15 protein-coding genes and 2 pseudogenes are annotated in these 23,467 nt (G+C 73.5%); 4 read left to right on the forward strand and 13 right to left on the reverse strand.

Annotated elements, in window-relative coordinates:
- Window positions 1–1,539: acyl-CoA synthetase (locus AB0C69_RS09715; protein WP_360351980.1), on the reverse strand; the 1,539-nt coding region annotated here is incomplete at its 3' end.
- Between the two features lie 170 nt (window positions 1,540–1,709).
- Here AB0C69_RS09715 and AB0C69_RS09720 point away from each other — a divergent pair.
- Complete coding sequence (locus AB0C69_RS09720; protein ID WP_345181725.1) at window positions 1,710–2,522, forward strand: crotonase/enoyl-CoA hydratase family protein; 813 nt, start codon at window positions 1,710–1,712, stop codon at window positions 2,520–2,522.
- Between the two features lie 104 nt (window positions 2,523–2,626).
- Window positions 2,627–3,025 carry a hypothetical protein gene (locus AB0C69_RS09725; protein ID WP_345181726.1) on the forward strand — a complete coding sequence of 133 codons (399 nt, stop codon included), beginning with the start codon at window positions 2,627–2,629 and terminating at the stop codon, window positions 3,023–3,025.
- A 71-nt stretch (window positions 3,026–3,096) separates the two neighbouring features.
- Here AB0C69_RS09725 and AB0C69_RS09730 read toward each other — a convergent pair whose 3' ends face one another.
- The 3 genes from AB0C69_RS09730 to AB0C69_RS09740 all read right to left on the reverse strand — a co-directional run bounded on the left by AB0C69_RS09730 (window position 3,097) and on the right by AB0C69_RS09740 (window position 7,237).
- A complete protein-coding gene (locus AB0C69_RS09730) occupies window positions 3,097–4,212 on the reverse strand; it encodes a hypothetical protein (RefSeq protein ID WP_360351985.1) in 1,116 nt (371 codons plus the stop codon).
- 169 nt (window positions 4,213–4,381) lie between these two features.
- Window positions 4,382–5,491: a nitronate monooxygenase family protein gene (locus tag AB0C69_RS09735; protein WP_345181730.1), complete on the reverse strand. Its 1,110-nt coding sequence runs from the start codon at window positions 5,489–5,491 to the stop codon at window positions 4,382–4,384.
- Window positions 5,492–6,001: 510 nt separating this feature from the next.
- The gene (locus tag AB0C69_RS09740; protein WP_360351990.1) at window positions 6,002–7,237 is read right to left on the reverse strand and encodes a DUF3068 domain-containing protein; all 1,236 of its coding nucleotides are present in this window, start codon (window positions 7,235–7,237) and stop codon (window positions 6,002–6,004) included.
- 110 nt (window positions 7,238–7,347) lie between these two features.
- Here AB0C69_RS09740 and AB0C69_RS09745 point away from each other — a divergent pair.
- Together AB0C69_RS09745 and AB0C69_RS09750 are read left to right on the forward strand one after the other, a co-directional pair.
- Window positions 7,348–8,109 (forward strand): annotated as a pseudogene (locus AB0C69_RS09745) (methyltransferase domain-containing protein); the annotation flags it as partial.
- Window positions 8,110–8,630: 521 nt separating this feature from the next.
- Window positions 8,631–9,812: an acyltransferase gene (locus tag AB0C69_RS09750; RefSeq protein ID WP_360351993.1), complete on the forward strand. Its 1,182-nt coding sequence runs from the start codon at window positions 8,631–8,633 to the stop codon at window positions 9,810–9,812.
- A gap of 2,110 nt (window positions 9,813–11,922) precedes the next feature.
- Here the strand turns inward: AB0C69_RS09750 and AB0C69_RS09755 are convergent.
- The 9 genes and pseudogenes from AB0C69_RS09755 to AB0C69_RS09795 all read right to left on the reverse strand — a co-directional run.
- A pseudogene (locus tag AB0C69_RS09755) lies at window positions 11,923–14,004 on the reverse strand (alpha-(1->3)-arabinofuranosyltransferase family protein); the annotation flags it as partial.
- A 34-nt stretch (window positions 14,005–14,038) separates the two neighbouring features.
- A complete protein-coding gene (locus tag AB0C69_RS09760) occupies window positions 14,039–15,223 on the reverse strand; it encodes a glycosyltransferase family 4 protein (protein ID WP_360351996.1) in 1,185 nt (394 codons plus the stop codon).
- Entirely contained in the window at window positions 15,220–16,122 is a 903-nt protein-coding gene (locus AB0C69_RS09765) for a glycosyltransferase (protein ID WP_360351999.1), read from the reverse strand. Before AB0C69_RS09765 ends, AB0C69_RS09760 begins: the two co-directional genes overlap by 4 nt.
- 13 nt (window positions 16,123–16,135) lie before the next feature.
- Window positions 16,136–16,267 carry a hypothetical protein gene (locus AB0C69_RS09770; RefSeq protein WP_258942032.1) on the reverse strand — a complete coding sequence of 44 codons (132 nt, stop codon included), beginning with the start codon at window positions 16,265–16,267 and terminating at the stop codon, window positions 16,136–16,138.
- The gene (locus AB0C69_RS09775; RefSeq protein WP_360352002.1) at window positions 16,267–17,982 is read right to left on the reverse strand and encodes a hypothetical protein; all 1,716 of its coding nucleotides are present in this window, start codon (window positions 17,980–17,982) and stop codon (window positions 16,267–16,269) included. Before AB0C69_RS09775 ends, AB0C69_RS09770 begins: the two co-directional genes overlap by 1 nt.
- A gap of 30 nt (window positions 17,983–18,012) precedes the next feature.
- Window positions 18,013–20,145 (reverse strand): acyl-CoA dehydrogenase, encoded by a 2,133-nt coding sequence (locus AB0C69_RS09780; RefSeq protein ID WP_360352005.1) that lies wholly within the window; start codon window positions 20,143–20,145, stop codon window positions 18,013–18,015.
- A 66-nt stretch (window positions 20,146–20,211) separates the two neighbouring features.
- Window positions 20,212–21,483 carry a hypothetical protein gene (locus AB0C69_RS09785; RefSeq protein WP_360352008.1) on the reverse strand — a complete coding sequence of 424 codons (1,272 nt, stop codon included), beginning with the start codon at window positions 21,481–21,483 and terminating at the stop codon, window positions 20,212–20,214.
- Window positions 21,484–21,580: 97 nt separating this feature from the next.
- Entirely contained in the window at window positions 21,581–22,507 is a 927-nt protein-coding gene (locus AB0C69_RS09790) for an EI24 domain-containing protein (protein WP_360352011.1), read from the reverse strand.
- An 11-nt stretch (window positions 22,508–22,518) separates the two neighbouring features.
- Window positions 22,519–23,388, reverse strand: coding sequence for an SDR family NAD(P)-dependent oxidoreductase (locus AB0C69_RS09795; protein WP_360352014.1), 870 nt, complete (start codon window positions 23,386–23,388; stop codon window positions 22,519–22,521).
- Window positions 23,389–23,467 lie beyond the last annotated feature (79 nt).

Consider the following 23,467-nt stretch of genomic DNA (forward strand, 5'->3'; position numbering starts at 1 on the left):
CTTCCAGTACGGGTCCCTGAGCTTGCGCTTGAGGAGCTTGCCGTTGGGTTCGCGCGGCATCGCCTCGATGAAGTCGACGGACCTCGGCCACTTCATCTTGGCCAGCCGCCCCTCCAGCGACGCGAGGATCTCCTCCGCGAGCCCCGGGCCGGGCTCGACGCCCTCGGCGGGCTCCACCACGGCCTTGATCTGCTCGCCCCACTCGTCGTCCGGGATGCCGAACACGGCCACGTCCCCGACCTTGGGATGCAGGATGATCTCGTTCTCGATCTCGGCCGGGTAGATGTTCGCCCCGCCCGAAATGATCATGTCGGCCTTGCGGTCGGACAGGAACAGGAACCCGTCCTCGGTCAGGTACCCGATGTCCCCGACGGTGAAGAAGTCCTTCAGCCGGTTCTTCTCCGTCTTCTCCTTGTCGCCCTTGTACTCGAACTCGACGCCGGCCATCTTCATGTAGATCGTGCCGTGCGTCCCGGTCGGGACGGGCTCGCCGTCGTCGTCCACGATCAGCAGCTCGCTGATCGGCCAGGCGTTGCCGACGGTGCCGGGGTGGGCGCGCCAGTCGGCCGGGCTGGCGATCGTCCCGCCGCCCTCCGTCGCCGCGTAGTACTCCCAGATGCAGTCGCCCCACCAGTCGAGCATCTGCTGCTTGAGCGGCACCGGGCACGGCGCCGCCGCGTGGATCGCCCACTTCATGCTCGACACGTCGTACCGGGACCGGACGTCCTCCGGCAGCGACAGCAGCCGCTTGAAGTGCGTCGGCACCATGTGGGTGTTGCTGACGCGGTGCTCCTGGATCAGCCGCAGGGTCTCCTCGGCGTCCCACCTGTCCATGTAGACGAGCGTGTGGCCCATCTGCAGGGCCGTCCCGCCGAACTGGGTGACGGCCGTGTGGTAGTTCGGGGAGGTGACGAGGTGCGCCTGGTGCTCTCCCCCGGCCGGGCGGCCCGGAGGGATGCCGAACATGCCGAGCAGGAACGTCATCAGCTCGGCGCTGTCGTCGGGGTCGAGCCCGGCCAGCGCCCGCTTGACGCCCTTCGGCCGTCCCGTCGTCCCGGACGTGTAGTGCATCGTGGCGCCGTTGCTGCGGTCGTCCGGCAGGGTGTCGGGCTGCCCGTCGACGAGTTCCGCGATCGGCCGGAAGCCCTCGACCTCCCCGAACGCGAACCGCCGGTGGGCCTCGATCTCCTCGCCCGCCCGCGCGCCCTCGGCGGCGTACCGCTCGTGGACGAAGAACGCCTTGGCCTCGCTGTCGGCGACGATGTAGCCGATCTCCGGGCCGGTCAGATGCCAGTTGATCGGCGTGTAGTACCAGCCCGCCTGGAGCGCCGCCAGGTAGAGGACGACCCCGTCCGCGCCGTTCGGGACGAGGCCGCAGATGCCGTCGCCCTTCTCCAGTCCGAGCGCGCGCAACCCGTGGACGAGCCGGTTCGCGCGTGCCAGCAGGTCGCCCGCGGCGTGCTGCGTCCCGTCCGGATCGATGGCGGCGACCCACTCGGGATCGGCCTGCGCCAGCCGCCAAAAGCCCAATGACCCCATCGGATCTCCCTACGTGAGCACAGAGCACACAGAGCACAGAGCGCCGGCGCCCGCTGCGGACGCCCGGCAGCCAAAGTAGATCACGTTCTCGTTTTGCAGTTCAACCCCTACCGGTAGGGCAGCGGCTTAACTAGAATCTGTTCTCGTTTGACATCTGAGCTGGAGGAACCATGACGGAACGGCTGCCGATCAGCACCGAGCACTGCGTCGTCGAGCGCGACGGCCACGTCGTCATCGTCACGATGAACCGCCCGGAGGCGCGCAACGCGCTCAGCTCGTCCATGCTGGTGGGCCTCGCCGACGCCTGGACCTACATCTCCGACACCCCCGAGGTGCGCGTCGCCATCCTCACCGGGGCCGAGGGCACGTTCTGCGCCGGCGCCGACCTGAAGGCCATGGGGCAGCAGCCGTCCGACCCCCGCGTCCGGGAGCGGATGGCGCAGATCCCCAACTTCCACTGGAAGGGCCTGCTGCGCGAGGGCCAGCCGACCAAGCCGCTGATCTGCGCCATCGAGGGCTACGCCGTGGCGGGCGGCACCGAGCTGCTCGTCGGCACCGACCTGCGCGTGGTCGCCGAGGGCGCCACCCTCGGCCTGTACGAGGCGAAGCGCGGCCTGTTCCCCATGGGCGGCTCCGCGATCCGCCTCCCCCGCCAGATCGGCTACGCCAACGCGATGGACATCCTGCTGACCGCCCGCTCGGTCACCCCGCGGGAGGCCCTCGCCATGGGCCTCATCAACAAGATCGTCCCGGATGGGCAGGCACTGGCCGCCGCCCGCGAGCTGGCCGACCAGATCGCCGCCTGCGGCCCGCTCGCCGTCCAGGGCATCCTGCGCACCTACCGCGAGACCCAGCACCTGTCCGAGGAGGACGCCCTCAAGATCTCCGACGAGATCGGCTGGCCGGTCATCGGCTCCGAGGACGCCAAGGAGGGCTCGCGCGCCTTCAAGGAGAAGCGCCCGCCCGTCTACCACGGCAAGTGACGTCCGTCCGACCGGAAATGGACTGTCCGTAAATAGGGGCCGGGTTTGCGGGGCGCCTCCCGTGGCATCGCCTGGGGCGAAGGCGAGCACGGAAGGACGAGGCCATGGCCTTGCATCTAGGACGCAAGCACGAAACGCCGGAGGAGACGTCCCCCCGTCCGCCCCGGCGGGCGCTCTGGCGGCGGACGGACGGCACGGCCGTCCAGCGCAAGCCGCCGCGCTGGCGGCGCACCAGGCCGAACCCCGTCAGCGCGATGATCATGGCGGCGGGCTGGGCGGCGGTCGCGATCCTCGCCCTCGGCATGCTGCTGACGTGGGGCGGCGCGAACCCCGGCAACACCCTGGTGGACGCCACGCTCGACGCGGGACGCTGGCTCGCCACGCCGTTCCACGACGTCTTCACGCGCAGCGACCCCGACGAGCAGCTCTACATCAACTGGGCCCTCGCGGGCGCCGTCTACTACGTCCTGGCCCGCGCACTGTCCTGGATGACCCGCTTCTGACCGGCCCCCGAACCGAGGAACCCGGCCGGCGCCAGAGGGACGGCGCCGGCCGGGTTCCTTCTATGCGGTCGTCAGCTGCTGCGCCAGTGAGCCAGGTCGGCCCACCCGGTCGCGCTGTTGCTCGTCCAACCGACCGCCCACATGGTCGTGGTGCCCGGGCGGAGGGCCAGCGCCGTCGGGTTGGCCCTCGTCCCGGTGGGCTGGGCCACGGTCTCGTCGGACCAGACGCCCGCCGCCGTGCGGTGGCGCATGGTGGTGCCGGCGGAGACCCAGATACCGCCCGCGCCGTCCGAGGCGACCTTGGTCAGGTAGGTGCCGGGGGCGCCGAGGGTGTTGCTCCACACGGTGCCGTTCCAGTGCGCCAGCAGCGAACGCGAGACCTTCTTGCCCGATTCGTCGACCACCCGCACCGACCCGACCGCCCAGACGTCGTTCGCGGAGGCGGCGTACACGTCGCTCAGGGTGGACGCGATCTCACTGTTGACGTCCACGCCGTCGACCCGGGGGAACGGGACGTTGGTCCACGAGGTGCCGTTCCAGTGGGCCGTGGCGGGCTGCCCCTCGGCCCAGCCGACCGCCCACGCGCTGGTGGACGAGACGGCCGTGATCGCGCGGGGCTTGATCCCGATCGGGGTGTCGGCCCAGGCCGTGCCGTTCCAGTGCTTGGCCGCCGAGCTGCTGACCACCCACGTGCTGCCGGCGCCCGCGGTGGCGATGTCGCTGGGCTGGAAGCCCAGCGGGACCTTGAACGTGCTCCAGGCCGTGCCGTTCCAGCGCAGCACGGCGTGGGAGTCACCCGAGGTGTTGAGCTGGGCGGCCAGCCACAGGTTCGACGCCGACGTGGCCGCGGCGGCGTTGAAGCGGTACGGGGCGGCCGCCGCCGGCAGCGCCACGTTGCTCCAGGTGTCGCCGGTCAGGCGCTGGAGGATCGGCTTGTAGACGCCGCTCGCCTGCCGGCCGCCGGCGGCCCACATGGTGCCGTCCGGTGCCGCGGCCAGACCGCTGAGGCTTGTTCCGGTGTCGGTGTTCGGGCTGCTCTGGACGAGCGGCCACGTGGTCGCGGCGGCGCCCGCGACGGACGCCGCGCGGTGCTCGCCGGGGCGCGCCGCGACGATCCCGGCGGCGGCGACCGCCCCCAGAGCGAGGGTGGACCCCGCGAACACGGCGAGCCTTCTGCTTCTCTTCACCCGATGCCTTTCCCCGTAAAAATGATCTTGGTGCGGGCACACCGTAACAGCGGCCACCGCCGGTATCAGGGGCTTTGATGATCTTCGTACGGTCGCCGCGCCACCGGGAAAGGGCGCGGCCCCGGCCGGGGCTGGGAGGAACAGCACCGGCCGGGGCCTTCGGGGGCGGTCAGCCCTCGGTGATGGCGTTCAGGCGCTCGATCGCCTCGACGTACTCCTCGATCAGGTCGTAGACGACCTGCGCGGCCGGCTTCACCTGGTTCATCGATCCGACGATCTGGCCCACCGGGAAGGTGACCAGCTCCCCGTCGCCGGACCGCTGGATCCGGGGCAGGGCGTCGGCGATCAGCATGAACTGCATGGGCATCGGGAGGTAGCCCGGCGAGTTCTCGCTCTCCCACGCCTCGGTCCACGCGGTCTTGAGGAAGCGCGCCGGCTTGCCCGTCCAGGCCCGGGACCGGACGGTGTCGCGGGACGTGGCGTTGAGCAGCTTCGGCAGGGCCCGTTCGGGGGTGTCGGCCTCGTCGACCGTCAGCCAGATCGAACCCGTCCAGACGCCGTCCGCGCCGAGCGCCATGCCCGCGGCCATCTGGCGTCCCCGGCCGATGCCGCCCGCCGCGAGCACGATGGTGTCCTCGCCGACGGCGTCCACGACCTCGGGGATGAGGACCATGGTGGCGACGTCGCCGGTGTGCCCGCCCGCCTCGGTGCCCTGCGCGACGATGATGTCCACGCCGACCTCGACCTGCTTGCGGGCGTGCCGCGCGTTGGAGGCCAGCCCGGCGACCTTCACCCCGTGCTCGTGCGCCTGCTCGACGACGTCCGCCGGGGGCGGGCCGAGCGCGTTGGCCAGCAGCGCGATCGGGTGCTTGAGCGCCACCTCGACCTGCGGCCGCGCGGTCACGTCCGTCCAGCCGAGCAGCGCCTTGCCGGCCTGCTCGCTGGGCGGGTCGACCCCGTGCTCGGCCAGCAGGTTCTCCAGGAACTCCCGGTGCTGCCCCGGGATCATGCCCTGGAGCTTGCCGAGCAACTCCTCGGCGTCGCCGACGTCGGCGCCCTCGTACTTGGCGGGCATCACGACGTCCACGCCGTAGGGCTTGCCCCCGACGTGCTCGTCGATCCACTTCAGCTCGAGTTCGAGCTCCTCGGGGGTGAAGTGCAGGGCGCCGAGGACGCCCATGCCGCCGGCGCGGCTCACCGCCGCGACCACGTCGCGGCAATGACTGAACGCGAAGATCGGGTACTCGATGCCGAATAGTTCGGTGACTCGTGTCCGCACAGCCTCGACCCTAGGCGCGGACCCGCAAAACTGCAACAGGTTCTAGTTAGGAATCTCATCCCGGACGCCCGCCAGCCCACCTTCTAGAACACGTATCAACAACCCCCCTCAGCGCCACGGGCCGACGCACGGGAAACCCCGCAACAGCAAAGCAAAGGCACACGGCCCGCAGGTGGCGCAGGCCGTAGGTGGCGCAGGCCGCAGATGGCGCAGGCCGCAGATGGCGCAGGCCGCAGATGGCGCAGGCCGCAGATGGCGCAGGCCGCAGGCAACACAGGCCGCAGGCAACACAGGCCGCAGGTAGCGCAGGCCTCAGGCAACGCGGGCGCAGGTGGCGCAGGTAGCGCAGGCAGGAGGCGGCGCGGGGCGGGAGGCGGCGCAGGCAGGAGGCGGCGCGGGCGGGGTGACGGTGCGGCGTGCAGACCGGCAGGCGGTTGCAGCTCGTACTGGGATACGGGCGTGGGCGGCTGGGCAGGGCGAGGGGGGGCGAGCCGGGGCCTGCCCGTGGGGTCAGCGGCGTTTTGCGGGGCCTGCGGCCTTGCGTTGCTGGCGCTGGCTGCGGGGCGCCGTGCGGCGGGGCTCGGGCGGTCCGGCGGAGGGGACGACGGGCGCGGCTGATTCGGTGGGCGTCGCGGACGGCTTGGACGGTCCGGGCGGGCCGGACGGCCTGCGCGGGCCGGGCGAGGTCATGTCGCCGAACTTGCCGTCGGGGCGGCGCGGGGCCTCCAGGGGCGGGGCCTCGCGGCGGGACATGCCGAAGTGGCCGCCGACGAAGAGCAGGATCAGGCCGAGCAGGACGCCGGCGGCCGGGATGTAGCTGCGCACCATGTCGATCTGCAGGGCGGTGCTGTTCGCCATGTCGACCAGGCCCTTCTGGTCCCTGTCGACGGTGATGAGGTCGGCCTGCGCGACGATCATCGAGCCCCTGCCGTCGGCCGTGCGGACGGTGCTGCGGATGTTCTCGCGGTGCTTGACCGGGATGCCCGTGCGCGGGTCGACCCAGACGGTGTTGTAGGCCTCGGTGTACCGGTCGACCTTCTGGCTCCCCGCGTCGTCGGGCAGGCCGAGCATCTTCGCGGGCAGCTTGGCGTCCAGCGCCGCCGTCTTGGTGAGCGGGATCGTCTGGGTGAACCGATACGTCGTCAGCCCGTGGACCTTCTCGACGGCGTTGAACTGCATCGGCGCCGTCTGCTTGGTCGTCATGTCGTAGAAGGGGTAGTCCTTCTTCTGCACGTTCGCGATGGGGAACAGCAGCCCGTACCCGGTCATCCGGACGCCGTTGTCGCCGTCGACGTTGGCGCCGCAGCAGTTGGTCAGGACGCCGGTCCGGCGGTCGAAGGCGATGCGGTAGCCCTGGATCTGAACGGGCTTGTCCGGCTTGTCCTGGTTGTAGATGTTGGTGGTCGAGTCCCAGACCGCGATGTCGTCGTTGCCCTCGTTGGCGCGGACGTCCCCGCGGACGGTGTTCTTGGCCAGCAGCGTGACGCCGGTCTTGAGCTTGAGGTCGGCCTCGTCGAAGTACGTGGAGCCCTTCGACTCCAGGTTCGTCACCTGGTAGCGGTTCAGTGGAGCGACGACCACCTGGTCGGCGACATAGAAACGGACGAGCGGCGCGAGCGTGAGGAAGAACGCGCCAAGGCCGATCAGGACCAGGCCGACCGGTCGCCGCATGAACACCTCCGGGGCTGCCGTCGCTCGCACGGCGGGCGGGGGCCTCGCCGAGCCGCCGGGCCCCACCTCCAGCATGTCCGGGTCACCCTACCGGACCGCTGTACTGGTCGGTAAGCTCCCCGTTACCTTGCGGGCGCCCGATCGGCGGGACGACCGGGCTCGACGACACGGACGGTGAGGTGGCGATGGCGGCGGCGCCCCCCAGGCGGGACGGAACACGTCCCGGGAACGGGCACCGGGCCACGCTGGCGCGGTCGGTCCGGCTGCTGAGCGCTTTCCGGCGCGAGCAGAGCGAACCGGAGTACTTCTACGAGCTGATGGCGCGCGACACCGTCGCGCAGCTCGGCTCGTACGCCGATCTGGCGGGCGCGACGGTCGTCGACGTGGGGACCGGCTCCGGGTTCTTCGCCCGCGCGCTGGCGGACGCCGGGGCGCGCTGCACCGGCATCGACCACGACCTCTCCGAACTGACCGCGCACGCCGTCGACGTGCCGAACACCCTCGTCGGGAGCGCGCTGGCCCTCCCCTTCCGCACGGGGTCGGTCGACGTGTGCTTCTCGTCGAACGTCCTGGAGCACGTCCCCGACCCCTGGCGCATGGCCGACGAGATGGTCCGGGTGACCAGGCCCGGCGGGACGGTCTTCCTCTCGTTCACCAACTGGCTGTCCCCGTGGGGCGGCCACGAGACGTCCCCCTGGCACTATCTCGGCGGCGACCGGGCCGCGCGGCGCTACGAGCGCCGGAACGGGTCCCCGCCGAAGAACCGGTTCGGGCTGGGCCTGCATCCGGTGTCGGTGTCGTCGGCGCTCAGGTGGGCCCGCGGGAACGACCAGGCGACCGTCCTGGACGCGCTGCCCCGCTACCACCCGCGCTGGGCGGAGGCCGTCGTCCGCGTCCCGGGCCTACGCGAAGTCGCCACCTGGAACCTCGTCCTGGTACTCAGAAAAAACACTCCCCTCAACGACCACCCCACACCCAGAAAGCAAGACCCGCCCAGAGAGCAAGTCCCGCTCGGAGAACGAGACGCGCTCGGAGAGCCGGACGCGCTCCGGCAGCACGACGGATCCGGGAAGCCCGCCACACTCGGGAAGCACGCCCCGCTCAACGAGCAAGTCGCGCTCGGAGAGCCGGACGCGCTCCCGCAGCACGGCAGCTCCGGAAAGCGGGCCACACGCGGGAAGCACGCCACGCTCGGAGAGCAAGTCCCGCTCGGAGAACGAGACGCGCTCGGAGAGCCGGACGCGCTCCGGCAGCACGACGGATCCGGGAAGCGCGCCACGCTCGGGAGGCACGCCCCGCTCAACGGGCAAGTCGTGCTCGGAGAGCAAGACGCGCTCCGGCGGGGTGAGGGGGTTGGGGGGCTTGGCTGGGTCGAGAACCGTGGCGTGCTCGGGGGGCCGGGTTCGTGAGGGCTGGTGAGCGGGGGGTCCGGTCTGCGGCGCCGCCCGTTTCGGGGCATCAGGACACCGTGGACGGCCTGCGCGCCGTGGCGGCGCTCGTGGTCCTGGTCTTCCATGTCGCGAGCGCGGCCGGTTCGATCACCAATCCGAACGGCGCGCGGTGGCTGTTCAACGGCGGCCAGGTGGGCGTGCCGATCTTCTTCGCGCTCTCCGGGCTGCTGCTCTACCGCCCGTGGGCGGCGGCCGTCCTGGACGGGCGGGCCGCGCCGCGGACGGCCGAATACCTGCGCAGGCGCGTGTTCCGCATCCTGCCCGCGTACTGGGCCGTGGTCGTGGTGTTCATGTTCACGGCCGGGCGCGACCACGTCGGCGACCCGCTGACCTGGGGATCGCTGCTCACCCTGACGCAGACCTACCTGCCCGACCCGTGGTGGAACGGCGACCTCGGGCCCGCGCACCTCGGGCAGATGTGGAGCCTCGTCGTCGAGGCCGGCTGGTACGTCCTGCTGCCGTTCACCGCGGCCGCCCTCTCCTGGTACGCGCGCCGGACGGGCAGCCGCGACGTCGGCGTCCGCGCCCGGCGCCTCCTCGTCGGCATCGGCGTGTACGCGGCGCTGTCGTTGCCGTGGACCGTCCTCATGTTCGTCCCGGAGCGGCACACCGGGATGGGGGTCTGGCTGCCGCGGTACTTCGCCTGGTTCGCGATCGGGATGGCGCTCGCGGTGGTGACGGTGTGGGCGCGGCTGGACGAGCGCCGTCCCGTGGCCGCGGTGTGCCGCGCCGTCTCCGACTCGTGGGCGGCGTGCTGGGTCGCGGCGGCGATGCTGTACGTGGTGGCGGCGACGCCCGCCGCCGGGCCGCTCAGCCTCCAGACGCCGGACGCCTTCTGGACGTCCCTGCTGCACGTGGTGGTGTTCGGGCTGTGCGCGGCGGCGCTCGTGGCGCCGGTGGCGCTGGCTCCGGCGGACCATCCGGCGCTCGGCGCGATCCTGGGGAACCCGGTGATGCGGTTCCTCGGCCGGATCTCCTACGGCGTGTTCCTGTGGCAGCTCCTGATCATCATCGCCTGGTTCGACGCGACCGGCCGCGGCTTCCGGGGGAACGTCGCGACGGATCTGCCGGTGGTGGCTGCGGCGACCATCGCAGCGGGGGCCCTGACCCACTACCTGGTGGAGTGGCCGGTCCGGCGGCTGACCCGCCGCCGGGCGCCGTCCCGTCAGGCGGACCCTGCCCCGGCGCCGTCCAGCTGAGCGGGATCGGGCCGCCGGAGCCGCCGCCGGGCGGCTTCGGGCGCCACAGCTCGACCGCGAGCCGCCCGACGATCACGAGCCCGAGCAGTTGCGGGGCGATGTCGCCGAGCGGTCCGGACGGGGCCGCCGGGTTGTCGATCAGGTCGAGCCGGACACCGGCGGCGAGGCAGCCCGCCCCGGCGAGCATGGCGAGCGCGACCGGCCACGGCGAGGCCAGGGCGCGCGGCACGGCGGAGCGGCGGGTGCGGGCCCAGCCGCAGGCGGCGGCGACGGCGGCCGTGACGGCGAGGCCGGGCAGCCCGGCGATCCAGCCGCCGAGCGCGGCGGCGAGGGCGACCGCCGCCCACGCGGGCCAGCCCGTCCCGGCGACGAGGGCGCGGGGCTCCGGGCCGCGCCGGCCCCGCCCGGACGGCCAGACGGCGATCACCAGCAGGGCGAGCAGCAGGACGAGGCCCGCGACGACGGCGGTCCGCTGCGCCCGGTCGGGGGCGTAGGCCAGCTCGACGACGCCGCTGGTCCCCTTCGGGACGACCCAGCCCTGCTTCCAGCCGTCGAGGCGGACGGCTCGCAGTTCGGCGCCGCCGACGGTCGCGCGCCAACCGGTGTTGAAGTTCTCGTTCACCGTGAGGAAGGAGGCGGTGGCGGCGTCCACCTCCAGCCTGCGCGTGCTGGAGCCCCATTCGAGCACCTTGACCTGCTGCGGCGGCCGGGCCGACGCGGCGGCGCGGGGCTTCGCCCCGACCGTCACCGTGTCGAGGCGGTAGGGGTCGAACGGCACGGACTCCAGCCGGTTCCGGCCCGCCTGGAGCGCGGCGGGAGCGCACGCGCTGAACCGCAGCGGCCGGCCCGCGAGCAGGTCGCCGAGCGTGCCGGTCGCCTTGGTCTGGACGGCGGCGCCGCCGATCCGCAGTTTCGGGCCGTACCCGCACGGCAGCCGCAGCGGGACGGCGCGGACGTCGGGGATCGGCTTGACGCCGGGAATGACGAGGTCGGTCACCTGGACGGGCTGGGCCTGGCTCTCCCGGAAGAAGGTGAACGTGACCCGGTCGGTCGTCATCGGGGCGAACGCCAGCCTGCCCTGGGCGTCGGACAGCCCTTCGCGGGTCTGGCCGTTCGCCCCCTCGACCCGGACGCGCATCGGCCCGGAGGCAGAGGGCGGACGGGTGACGGTGACGGACGCCAGCCGCTTGCGGCCCTTCCACCGGACGGTGTACGTGGGCGCCTCGTCCCGCTCCCCCGCGATCCAGGCCGTCCCGGGGTCGCCGTCGAAGCCCGCCCTCGGCTGATCGGCGGGGTGGTCGGCCAGGACCGAGCTCGCGGCGACGGCCGGCTGCCCCCGGACGGCGGTGAACCGCTCGACGAGCCGCCGGTCGGTGAGCACGGCCGTGCCGGTGACGGCGGCCCGGCCCGCGGCGGCGGCGGTGAACGTCCGGTCGAACCCCGCCTCCTCCTCGTCACCGGACCCGAGGGACGGCGAGCACACCCAGCGGCGGCTGCCCTTCACGCACTCGCCCGCGGCGCCCTGCGCCCGGCTCATCACGTACGTCGCGGGCCCGGCGAGGCCGGCGGGCGCGGGCATCGTGAAGGTGCGGGCGGGCCGCACGCCGCCGATCGACAGCTCCGCCACGCCCGCGCGGGCGAAACCCGGGACGAGCGGCTCGGAGGCCAGCCCGAGGATCCGCAGCCGCAGCCAGCGGGTCGGGCCGCCGGGCGCGCGGAGGGGCTGCCCGGTCACGATCTTCTGGACGTCCTGCCGCACCGTCCCGTTCTCGGTCTCGACGGCGACGCGCGAGACGGCGGGGCCGAGGGACCCGTCCTGGAGGAACGCGGCGGTGAGGCTCGGCACCTCGCGGGGCCGGTCGAAGTCGACGCGGAGCCACTGCCCGACCGGCCCGCTCCAGCCGCCCGTCTTCCAGGCGGTGAACTGGTCGCCGTCGAGCGCCGCGAACGGGGTCGCCTCGGGCTCGCGCGCCTGCGGGACGGCGTCGTCGCCCGCCGCCGAGGTGGACGCCGTGACGTCGCGGACGCCGCCGCCGTACGTCACGTGGGTCGCGTAGCGCCTCCAGCCCGTGTCGAGGACGTCGGCGGCCTCGCCCTCGCGGGCGGCGGTCAGCGTCGGGGACGTCTGGTGCAGCTCGCCGAAGTTGCGGCGCAGCAGGCGGGGCGAGTCGGTCACGACCGGGGCGCCCCCGAGGTCGGCGGCGTCGTCGTCCAGCAGGACGGGCCCGTCCGGCAGCGTGCCGCCGTCGGCCATGGGCAGCAGCGACTCCGGCCCCCCGTACACGCGGACGGGGTCCGCGGCGTCGGCGAGGGTCGCCACGCCTGCGGCGCCGGCGACCTCGTAGACCTCCAGCGCCGGGTACTTCTGGTCGACGGCGGTCACCGCGTCGTCGGCGTCCCCGCCGACGGGCCCGCCGAACGCGGCGGCCCTCCGCATCCCGGGAGAGTCGCCGAGCGCCTGGTGGAGGCGGGCGGGCCAGGCGCCCCGCAGCGACTCGCGCCGCAGGTCATTGCGCACCAGGACGTACCGGACGCCCATCCGGCCGAGGAAGGCGCTCAGGCCGGGCGACCCCTGCCCGGACCGGACCTGCTGGTCGATCGCGTCGAGCGCGCGCGTGTACCCGGGCGACCCGGCCGGGACGAGCTGCCGGACGCCCCACCGCGCCGACAGCAGCGGCTGGACGATGTCGTCCATGGGGCGGCCCCACAGGTACTCGCCGAACGGCGCGCCCGGGACGGCCAGCACTCCCTGCCGCCCGGCCCGCGCGTTGATCCACGCCGCGGCGTCCCGCCAGTACCGGGGCACCTCCGTGAACTCGCCCGGCCCGGACAGGCCCTTCGAGGCGGCCGTGACGCCGATGCCGCCGAGCGCGACGGCGGCGGCCACCGGCAGGCTGAGCAGCGATCTCAGCGCCGGGCCGGACGCCGGCCCGGCCTCCCGGCCGCGCACGTGGCCCGCCGTGCGGCGTGCCGCGGCGACGAGCGCGTGGCCGAGGCCGAGCGCGAGCGGCAGCCGGACGACCGCGTCGAACTTGTGCAGGTTGCGCAGCGGGGCGAGCGGGCCGTCGAGCAGGTCGCGGAGTTGCTCGGCGAACGGACCCGGCAGGCCGCTGAAGTGGCCCATCGACAGGATCGCCAGCCCGGCGAGCAGCGTGAGCAGCAGGAACGTCCGCTCGGGCAGCAGCCGGCTCAGCAGCCCGGCGAGCCCGATCGCGGCGGCGAGGCCCGTGCAGACGATCGCCACGGGGCCGAGGGACAGGCCGTGCCCGACCGGCCACCAGACCTGCCCGTCCACGATCAGGTAGTTGACCCAGCGCTCCGCGCCGCGCAGGACGTTGATCAGGCCGGTCGGCCCGGCCGTGGTCCGCGCCTTCTCGGTGTAGGTCAGCCAGGAGAAGCCGTAGGTTCCGGTGAGCAGGAGGGGGGCGAGCCACCAGGCCACGGCCGCGCCCGCCGCCGCCGACCACCACGCGAGCATCCGAGCCCGGAACGATCCGCGCGGCCGCGTCACCACGTACACGACCGGGACGACCAGCACGGCGACGGTCGCGGTCGCGTTGATGCCGCCGCAGCAGGCGATCGCCAGGCCCGACCTCGCCGCCGCCCTGAGCCGCCCCGTCTCCCCGGCCGCCGCGCCGGCCAGCGGCAGGACGATCCAGGGCAGCATCGCGACCGGCAGGTACTCCGAGGAGATCTGCCCGAGCGTGGCCAGCCCGTTCGGGGCCAGCGCGTAGGCCATCGCCGCGAACAGGCGGGCGCCCTGCCCGTCGCCGCCGGCGCCGAAGCCGAGGCGCCCCGCGAGCCGCCAGGTGCCGGTGAACGCCAGGCACATCAGCAGCGCCAGCCAGAACCGCTGGGTGATCCACGCGGGCATTCCGGCGAGGTCGCCGAGCGCGAAGAAGGGGCCCATCGGGAACAGGTAGCCGACGGCCTGGTTCTGGAGCTGGCCGAACTGCTCGGGGTCCCACAGGTGCAGGGCGCGGCCGAGGAACCCGAGCGGGTTCACCGCCATGTCGATCTTGGTGTCGGCCAGGATCGCGCCGGGGCGGGCGCCGAAGGCGAGCGCGGTCAGCGCGAGGCAGCACGCGAGGACGCGCAGCCGCTCCCGCACCCGGCCCGCGACGTCCGGACCGTCCGGCACGGGTCGGCGGGACGCGCCGGCGCGGGGCGGATTCGCCTCTCCCACCGCCATGCTCGCCCTCTGCCCCTCTCTGCTCTCCCGGGCGTCAGCCAGGGTGCCCGTCACCGTACCTTCGGTCGCCTCGCGCACCGGCCTCGCGGGCCCGGACGGCGGCGGCGACGAGGTCCCGCATCCGGGCGGCGGTGCGCGCCCAGTCGAACTCTGCCGCCCGCCTCTGACATTCCGTGGCGATGCGATCACGCTCCGCGCGATCGGCGAGGTCCTTGAGGGCGCGCCGGACGACGTCGGCCTGGTCGTCGCCGTCGCGGACGAGCCATCCGGTGGCCCCGTCGCGGACGGCGTCGCGCAGGCCGTCCACGTCGTGCGCGACGGTGGGGACGCCGAACGCGGCGGCCTCGATGACGCTGAGGCCCCAGCCTTCGCCCTGGGACGTGCTGAGATGCAGGTCGGCGCGGGCGACCAGGGCCGCCTTCACGTTCTCGGCGACGTAGCCGTGCGCGATGACGACCTTCTCCAGGCCGCGGGCTCTGATCTCGGTCGCGAGGGTGGCCGCCTCGGGGCCGTCCCCGACGATGTGGAGCTTCAGCCCGGGATGGGTCTCGGCGAGGTCGCCGGCGAGGTCGAGAAGGAGAGGAAGGCGCTTGTGCGGGACGAGCCGGGTCACGCAGACGAGATCCGGGTTCCCGGCGGGCTCGGGGACCGCGCCGTCGGGTTCGGCGACCACCGTTCCGTTGGGGACGACGTAGGTCGGACCGCTCCAGCCCAGCCGCTCCTTGACGGCGCGCTCCGTCGACGGCGAGACGACGACGAACGCGTGCCGCCGGTAAGTCCAGCGGCTCACCGGCCCCTCCAGGACCTGGCCGACCCACGCGAGCCATCTGGGGAAGTACAGACCGAACTGAGCGTCGTGCACATGGTGGACGACGCAGAACACCGGAACCCGGCGCGGCATGACCCACGGCGTGAAGAAAGGGATGCCGTTCTGGCAGTCGACGACGGCGTCGAAGCGCCGCCGCCTGAGGCGGAAACCCAGCATCCACAGCAGGACCAAGGGGTAGACGGTGAAACGGCCGCCGAGACGTACGAACTCCACGTCCTCGACGCGTTCCCTGCGCCTTTGCCCCGGCGCCCTGCTCGTCACGTAATGGACGCGGGCTCCTTCACCGGCGAACCTGCGCGCCAGTTCCCATGCGTAGCGTTCGGCGCCGCCTGCGGAGGGATGCCAGGGATCCCTCCAGTTGACGACCGCCAGCCGCAGCTTCTCGCTCATCCCGTCTTCGCGCGCGACGCGGGAACGTTCTCAGCCAGTGCGGCCACGTGCGACAGGGCGACCGGACTCGACAGGGCGATGGGTTCCGACAGGGCGGCCGGCACCGGGCTCGGCTCACCGAGCACCGCCCGCAGCGGCACGACCGGGAGGTTCGGCCTCACCGGTATGAGCGGCAGCCGGACTCCGGCGCGCGCGCGGATCCGGGCCAGGTCGAGCAGGCATTGCAGCGAATGCCGCCGGACCGAGAACGTCGATCCCGGACGGTCACGCCAGACCACCGGGATGTCCGTCACGGACGCTCCGCGCCGCACGCAGTGGGCGAGGAGTTCGACGTCGAACGAGAAGCCCGACGTGCGCAGGTCCTTCGCGGCGGCCCGTCCGAGGGGGCCGTAGAAGAACTTGAACCCGCACTGGGTGTCGGGGATGCCGCCCACGAGGTCGCGGACGATCCGGTTGAAGGTGATGGCGCCGAGGCGCCTGACGGGCAGCGCGTACCCCTGGACGACCGACCGACCGTGGCGCCTTGACCCGACCACGACCGGGCGGCCCTCGCGCAGCAGGACGATGGCTTCGTCCAGCGCGGCGAGGTCTGTTGCCATATCGGCGTCCATGAAGCCCACGTACGGGGCCCGTGTCGCGAGCAGTCCGGCGCGGACCGCCGCTCCCTTCCCCCGGCGCTCGCAGCGCACCAGCCGGACGGGGACCGGCCCGTCCCAGGACTCGACGATGCCGGCCGTCCCGTCGGTGCTGGCGTTGTCGACGACGATGACCTCGGCCCGCGCCGCGAGGCCCGCGAGCTTGCCGCACAGCAGATCCAGTCCCGCCGGAAGCCGGTCGGCCTCGTTGAAGGCGGGAACGACGATCTCCAGAAGTGCGGGCCGGTCACGCCTGGTCCCCATCAGGGCCTACACGTCACCGGGAGCCGTAGTTGTACAGCGGCTTGATGACGGGGTCCTTCTGGGAGGCGCTTGCGAGCTGGACGGCGCCGAACGAGGCTCCGGAGGCCAGCAGGACGCCGACGATTGCGGCGATGGCGATGCGCATCAGGGGGTCCTTCGTCGGGGGTCGGGTCTGCGAGGCGTGATACCGCCGAGTAACGGGAAGCTCAGAGTAGTCCTTGAGGGCGTGATTGACCAGAAAACGGCGAGACCCGTCAGCACCCACGCGGCCACCACGGGCGCGAGCGGGGCCGAGTCGCGGGCCCCGTGCGCGACCCCGTCGAGCCGGTAGACGACCAGGTCAGGGCCTCGCAGGACCTCCGTGGCCGCGCCCGAGGGGCGGTGGGCGCCCGGCTCGGCGTCCACGACGACGTACCGTACTCCCCTGTCACGCAACGTGGTCACGGGCGGGGTTCCGGTCCGCGCGGCGGGCGCGAGCTCGACCGCCCTCGGATCCTCGGGGGCGACGGTCGTCCCGCCGACCGTGACGGCGTCGTCCACGACGACGCGGCGGTGCAGGTAGCGGGGCATCGGGTCGAGCACCCGGCGGCCGTGGTTCCACGGGTAGCTCCGGTAGGACGCCCAGGGCAGGACCAACACGTCCCCCGGGGCGGGGTCCCCGTCGATGATCTGCCGTGCGCGCGCCCAGTCGTCCGGGTATCGGACGGCCCGCAAATCGCCCGCCGCGCCCCAGGCCAGCGTCGGCAGCAGGAGGACCGGGGCCGCCGTCGCCGCGGCGGCCACTCCCGGCCACCGGGCCTCGGCCGCCCGGTCGGCGGCCGTCCCCAGCCCCACGGCGACCACGACGGCGAGCGGGGCCGCGAACTGCTGCCCGTCCCGGAGGACGGCGAACCCCGGCCACAGGCCGATGACGCCTTCGAGGACGGGCGCCGCCACCGCTCCAAAAGCCGCGACGGCGAACCCGGCCGCCGCCGCGACGGCCGCGCCCCGCCGCCAGCCGGGCTCCCTGCACCATCTCCAGTAGGCGGCCAGCGCGACCACCACCACGACCAGCCAGATCGTCGCGGTGACCGGCGCCCCGTAGCCGCTCGGCACCGTCTCGCCGTTCCACACCCCGCCGAGCAGGAGCAGGCTGCCGAGCGTCCCGAACGGGGTGTCCGCCCTGGCCGCGAACAGGCCGACGGCCGTCCCGTCTCCGGGCAGGCCCGCGGGACGCAGCGCCCCCGGCACCAGCCAGGGCAGGCTGAGCGCGGCCGCGGCCGCCGCGACCCGCAGTCCGGCGCGCAGCCGGTCACGCGGGCGGCCCGCCCCCATGAAGGCGACGGCCAGAGCCGTCATGGCGGATACCGCCAGCGCCGCGAAGCCGCCGATCGCCGCGGGGAGCAGGGCGCGGACGAGGCGGCGGCCACCGCCGGGCTCGTCCGTCCGCGCGGCCGCCGCCACCACCCACGGCAGGGCCGCGTAGCCGAGAAGGAGGGCCCACTGTCCGAGCAGCAGGCGTTCGGCGACGAACGGGTTCCAGGCGTAGCAGACGCCGGCGGCCAGGCGCGGCAGCAGCCGGGGCGAGGGGACCAGCGACGCCGCCGACGTGCACGCCATCACGAAGACGGCCAGCAGGACGAGCTTCTGCACCGCGTCCGCCGGGACGATCGCGGCGAGCGCGGTGACGAACGCGTCGCTCGGCACGTGCCGAGGCACGACCCCCGTCAGCCCGAACGTCAGGCGGGTGAACGCCGGGTCGGGCACGAACACCATGTCGTAGGACAGCACGAAGCCGGGCGCGAGCCCCGGCCCCAGTGCCGCGAGCCCGAGCCCGAGGCCGGTGAGGGCGGCCACCAGGTGCCGCGTCCGGTCGGTCAAGCAGTCCGCTCCCGCATGTGAGCCTGGACGCTACCCGACCGGCTCGGGGTCCCGGGGCAGGCCGAGGATCCGCTCGCCGATCACGTTCAGGTTGACCTCGGTGGTGCCGCCGCCGATCGTCATCGCCCGGGAGGCGAGCAGGTAGCGGGTCCAGCGGGCGCGCAGGGGGTCGCGGCGCCCGCCGGTCAGGGCGCCCTCCTCGCCGAGGAGCGTGAACCCGAACTCGGTGACCTGCTGGCCGTGCTCCATCGCCACCAGCTTGCGGACGTTCGCCGTGGCGCCCGGGTCGGTGCCCGAGAGCCGCTTGAGCGTGGCGCGCAGCCCGAGCAGGTTGAACGCGTGCTCGTCGCAGGCGAGGCGCCCGATCCCGTCGCGGACGAGCGGGTCGCCGTCCAGGCCGAGCCCGGCCGCGAGGTCGAGCAGCTTGGGCAGGTCGCCGCCGAGCTGGAAGCTGCTGGTCAGGCCGACCCGCTCGTTGGCCAGCGTCGTGCGGGCCACGCGCCAGCCCTCGTTGACCGGGCCGACGACGAGGTCGTCCGGCACGAAGACCCCGTCGAGGAACACCTCGTTGAACACGGCGTCGCCGGTGCACTCGCGCAGCGGGCGGACCTCGATGCCGGGCGACTCCATGTCGACGAGGAAGTAGGTGATTCCGTCGTGCTTGGGACGGTCCGGATCGGTGCGCGCGACGCAGATCGCCCACCGCGCCTCGCGGGCCAGCGACGTCCAGATCTTCTGCCCGGTGATCGTCCAGCCGCCCTCGGCGCGCTCGGCGCGGGTCCGGAGCCCGGCGAGGTCGGAGCCCGCCTCCGGCTCGGAGAACAGCTGGCACCAGATGATCTCGCCGCGCAGCGTCGGCGGGAGGAAGCGCTCCCGCTGCTCCGCCGTCCCGTACCGGACCAGCGAGGGGACGACCCACGCCGCGATCATCAGCGGCACCGGGCGCACCTTCGCCGCCCCGAGCTCCTGCTGGATCACGATCTGTTCGAGGGGCCCCGCGTCCCGCCCCCACGGCTTCGGCAGGTGCGGCGTCACCCAGCCGCCCTCGGCCATCGCCGCCCGCTGTTCGAGCGGCTCCATCGCGGCCAGCTCGGCGACGCGGGCGCGGATCTCCTCGCGGACCGGCGCCGCGTCCTCCGCCAGCTCGATGCTCATCGGGCGCCGGACGCCCCCGACCGCGAGCGCGGCGACCTCCGCGCGGTGCGCGCTCGCCCGCCCGAGGAGCGCGCGGAGGGTGAGGGCCCGCCGGTAGAGGAGGTGGGCGTCGTGCTCATAGGTGTAGCCGACGCCTCCGTGGACCTGGATGTTGCCTTCCGCGCAGGTGACGGCGGCGTCCGCCGCCAGGACGGCCGCCACCCCGGCGGCGTAGGCGCGCTGCTCTTCCGGCTCGCCCAGGGCGCGTGCGGCGTCCCATACCGCCGCCCTGGCGCGCTCGACGGCGATGAGCATCCGCGCGCACTTGTGCTTGACGCCTTGGAACTGGCCGATCGGACGGCCGAACTGCTCACGCAGTTTCGCGTACGCGACGGCGTCGTCCAGGGCACGTCCCGCCACACCGCACGCCTCGGCGCCCAGGAGGACGGCGGCGAGGGCGTGCACGTCCACGCCGCTGATGAGGCGGTCGTCCGGAAGGGACACGCCCCCGACCGTGACCGATCCCACCGGCCGGGTGATATCGAGAGACTCCAGCGGCTCGACGGTGACGTCGTCCCGATCCAGGACGGCCCAGCGGTCTCCGGCGGGGAGCACGAAGACATCGGCCAAGGGCGCGCCCAGCACCGGTTGGACCGTCCCGGAGACGGTGGAGCCGTTCGTGCTGAGGCCGCCCGAAAGCCCGACCGCCGCCTTCCGGGCCCCCGCGACGAGGCCGCGCACGTCCGCCCCGGCCGCGTGCAGGATCGCGGACGCCAGCACGGTCGGCGCGTACGGGCCGGGAGCCAGGACGCGGCCCAGTTCCTCCAGGGCGACGGCCTGCTCCAGGATCCCGAATCCCTCGCCGCCGGCGTCCTCGGGCAGGTGCAGGCCGAGCAGACCCTGCCCGGCGAGCGCGGGCCAGAAGCCCGCGTCCGCGTTCCGGACGGCCTCGCGCGTGACGGCCCGTTCGGCGAAGCCGCGCACCGCCGCCGCGAGCGCCTCGTGTTCCTCGGTCAGCCCGATGGCCATGGCCACACCTTTCGCAGGAGTGGCCCCAGCGTATTAGAACGAGATTCGGTTGTCAGGAGCGATCGGTCAGGAGGCGAGCTTGAGCTGCCCGAGGAACTGGTTGACGTCCGGCCACTGCTTGCGGTTCGTGTTCGGCATCGACGCGAACACCACCGCCGGCGCCTTCCGGCCGGTGTCGACCACCGCCAGGACGACGATCTCGCCCGTCGCGCGCACCCCGGACCGCTTGTAGGTGAGGTAGGAGGCGACCAGCCAGCCCTTGCGCCCGCCCACGTTCAGCGCCTGCGACGCGAGCGGGGCCGTCTTGTGGGGGAACGCGTAGTACTGCGCCTCGTAGCCCTTCGCGGCCAGCCCGGCCACGGTCTTCACGCTGTCCGGCCCCTGGTAGGAGCTCTGCAGGGACGGGATCAGCGTGCCGGTGAGGAGCTGCCCGTACCAGAACCGCCCGGCGTGCCGCTCGGTCAGGAGGATCTGCTGCCCCGACCATCCCGGCGTGCCCAGCTTGTTCTTCTTGGTGGGCACCTGCCAGGGGGCGGCCAGCCGCGGGTACGACAGCCCGGAGTGGACGTCGTTGACCCGACCGAGCATCCGGCTCGGCTTCCCGGGGAACGTCGCGAGGCGCTTGTCCGGCGGCATCTCCACCTGCGCCGCCTCGGACTGCTCCGCCGCGGCCCGCCGGTCGGCGTTGCCAGGCGGGTCGGCGGGCTCGGCCGGCTCGTCGTCGCCGCTCTTCAGGAAGTAGGCGCCGCCGGCCGCGAGGAGCGCGACCACCAGCAGGCCGATCCCGCCGAACAGCACGAGCCGGGACCGGCCGCCGCGCTCGTCCAGGACGTCGCGCTGCGGCCTCGGCGAGCCGCCGAGCTTGGCGTCCGCGGCGTCCTCGTCGGCCATCCAGTCGGGCATCTGCCAGTTGCCGCTGCTCGGCTTGCCGGGCTTGGCCGGCTGCCCGGACCCGGTGGGGACCGCCGGGACGTACCTGTCGTCGCCGCCGCCGTCGCCGTCGCCCTCCTCGAAGAGCGAGCCCTCCCACTGGGGCGCCTCCTCGGCGGCGGGCTTCTCCTCGACCACGGGCGCCACCTTGACGTCCTCGGGGTCGGGCTCCTCGCGCACGGCGGACTCCCGGCGCCCGGTCTCGACCTTGCCCCAGACGTCGTGCGCCCCGGCGCCCTCGCCGGACGCGGAGAAGTCGGTGCGGCCCGTCGGCGGGGGCACCGGCACCTCCGGCACCTTCGGCTCGGGGAAGGCCGCCTGCGGCCCGGTCGCGCCCTCCGCGCCGTCCCGCGGCTCGCTCTCGCTCATTTCGGTCCAGCGCACACTGCGCTCCCCCTGATCGGACATGCGGCACACGTTACGCCAAGATCACTCGTGCCGTTCCGGCCGGTCATCACGCTCAGGACACATCTTCTCATCGCCTCGGTGGCGGCGCCCCGGGCGCTCACGCGGGACTCGTCAGGCCCGCCTCGGCCAACGGGTCGTCGGCCAGGCGCTCCCTCGCCAGCAGCGTCCCGCCGGCCACCGCGCCGGGCATCGCGAGCACCGCGCCGAACGGGATGAGAAACACCACAAAGGTCGCCGCGCCGAACCCGACGGCGAGCGGGCGGCGGGTCTTCAGCCGCGCGAACCGGTCCCGGCGCCGCAGCCCGCGCCGCTCCAGCGCGATCGACGTCAGCTCGCCCGCGAGGAAGTAGCCCGACACCAGCGCCGCGACCACCGGGACGACCGTCTGCCCCACCACCGGCAGGAACCCGCACGCGAAGAACACGACCGCGAAGGCCAGCGCCACGGCCCCGAGGATCAGCGCGTCCTTGACCGCCCGCCCGATCTGGACCAGCAGCGGGACGTCCGGCTCCGGCGGCGCGCCGCCCTGCGACTCCTCCACCCGGACCGCGATGGCCTCGTAGAACGGGTCGCCCACCAGCAGCGTCACCGCCGTGAACGTGATGACCGCGAGGAACAGGGCCGCCCCGTACAGGGCGATCCCGGCCACGACCCGCGCCGACGAGCGCGCCGCGTCGGACCAGCCGTCGGCGAAGCCCGTCATCCATCCGGCCAGGTCGTCGATCCGGTACGCCAGGAAGACCAGCGCCGCGGCGTACACCGCCAGGACGATCAGCGCGGGGATCAGCCCGAACAGCCACTGGGCCGGGTGCCGCGCCACCCATCCGATGCCGCGCAGCAGGTAGCCGACGCCGTTGAAGAAGTCCTTGAACGCGGACGGCCGCGGCGGCGGACCCGGCTGCTGCGGAGGGTGGGGCTGCTGAGGGCTCGGCTGGGGGCTCGGCCGCGGGCCCGGCTGGGGGCCCGGCTGCGGCGGGCCGCTCCAGGCACCGGGTCGGTCAGGCGGTCCGTACGGTTGGCTCACGCACCCTGACCCTATAGGGCGGGCAGCCCCACAAGACGGACAGAACGGTCCCAAACCGCGCGCCGCAGCTCCGAATCCTTCAAGGCCTCGACCGTCGGCAGCCTTCCGGCGCCCGGCGTCGAGCTGTAGTAGCCGCCGCTGCGCCCCTCGAACTCCTCGTCCAGCGCGAGCCGTAGAGCCATCCGCGCCCCCTGCGCGGGGGTCCGCGTCACCGGGGTGTGCGAGAACAGGGCCAGGACGCGCTCGGTGCCGCGGACGTCCCTTCCAAGGCTCGTGGCGACGAACCCCGGGGAGACCGCGTTCGCGGTGACGCCGCTGCCCTCCATCCGCCTGGCCAGTTCCTGCGCGAACAGGATGTTGAGCAGCTTCGACCGCCCGTACACGCGCAGCGCCCCGGACGGACCGTAGGACATGGGCTCGGCCATCCGCTCGACGTCGAGCCTGTCCGAGAACCGGTGCGCCTCCGACGCCATGACCACCACCCGCGACGGCGCGCCCTTCTCCAGCAGGCCCAGCAGCAGGTTCGTCAGCAGGAACGGCCCCAGGTGGTTCGTCGCGATCACGCGGTCGTACCCGTCCGCGCTGACCTTGGCCCGCAGCAGGTAGACGCCCGCGTTGTCGACCAGGACGTCCAGCCGGTCGAACCGCTCCTCCAGCGACGCCGCGACCCGCCGGACGTCCATCTGCACCGACAGGTCGCCGATGAACGTCTCGACCCGCGCGCCCGGCACGTCCGCCGTCAACTCCTCCACCGTCGCGGCGGCGCGCAGCTCGTTCCGGCAGACGATCCCCACCAGCATCCCCGCCCGGGCCAGCCCCCGCGCGATCTCCTTCCCGATCCCGGAGGTCCCCCCGGTGACGATCGCGATCCTGCGCTCCATGCCCCCACCGAACCACCCCGCGCACCCCCGGGCAACAGCGCGGCGCCCCTGGCACCAAAGTGGAACACGTTCTACTATT

The organism is Actinomadura sp. NPDC048032, assembly GCF_040653175.1.
GTDB classification, from domain to species: Bacteria; Actinomycetota; Actinomycetes; order Streptosporangiales; family Streptosporangiaceae; genus Spirillospora; species Spirillospora verrucosospora.

Excerpts from the sequence above, each read along its gene's own strand:
- AB0C69_RS09720 (WP_345181725.1), top strand. The coding sequence starts at position 1,710 with ATGACGGAACGGCTGCCGATCAGCACCGAGCACTGCGTCGTCGAGCGC.
- AB0C69_RS09725 (WP_345181726.1), top strand. The coding sequence starts at position 2,627 with ATGGCCTTGCATCTAGGACGCAAGCACGAAACGCCGGAGGAGACGTCC.
- AB0C69_RS09740 (WP_360351990.1), bottom strand. The coding sequence starts at position 7,237 with ATGCTGGAGGTGGGGCCCGGCGGCTCGGCGAGGCCCCCGCCCGCCGTG.
- AB0C69_RS09760 (WP_360351996.1), bottom strand. The coding sequence starts at position 15,223 with ATGAGCGAGAAGCTGCGGCTGGCGGTCGTCAACTGGAGGGATCCCTGG.
- AB0C69_RS09765 (WP_360351999.1), bottom strand. The coding sequence starts at position 16,122 with ATGGGGACCAGGCGTGACCGGCCCGCACTTCTGGAGATCGTCGTTCCC.
- AB0C69_RS09770 (WP_258942032.1), bottom strand. The coding sequence starts at position 16,267 with ATGCGCATCGCCATCGCCGCAATCGTCGGCGTCCTGCTGGCCTCCGGA.
- AB0C69_RS09780 (WP_360352005.1), bottom strand. The coding sequence starts at position 20,145 with ATGGCCATCGGGCTGACCGAGGAACACGAGGCGCTCGCGGCGGCGGTG.
- AB0C69_RS09785 (WP_360352008.1), bottom strand. The coding sequence starts at position 21,483 with ATGTCCGATCAGGGGGAGCGCAGTGTGCGCTGGACCGAAATGAGCGAG.
- AB0C69_RS09795 (WP_360352014.1), bottom strand. The coding sequence starts at position 23,388 with ATGGAGCGCAGGATCGCGATCGTCACCGGGGGGACCTCCGGGATCGGG.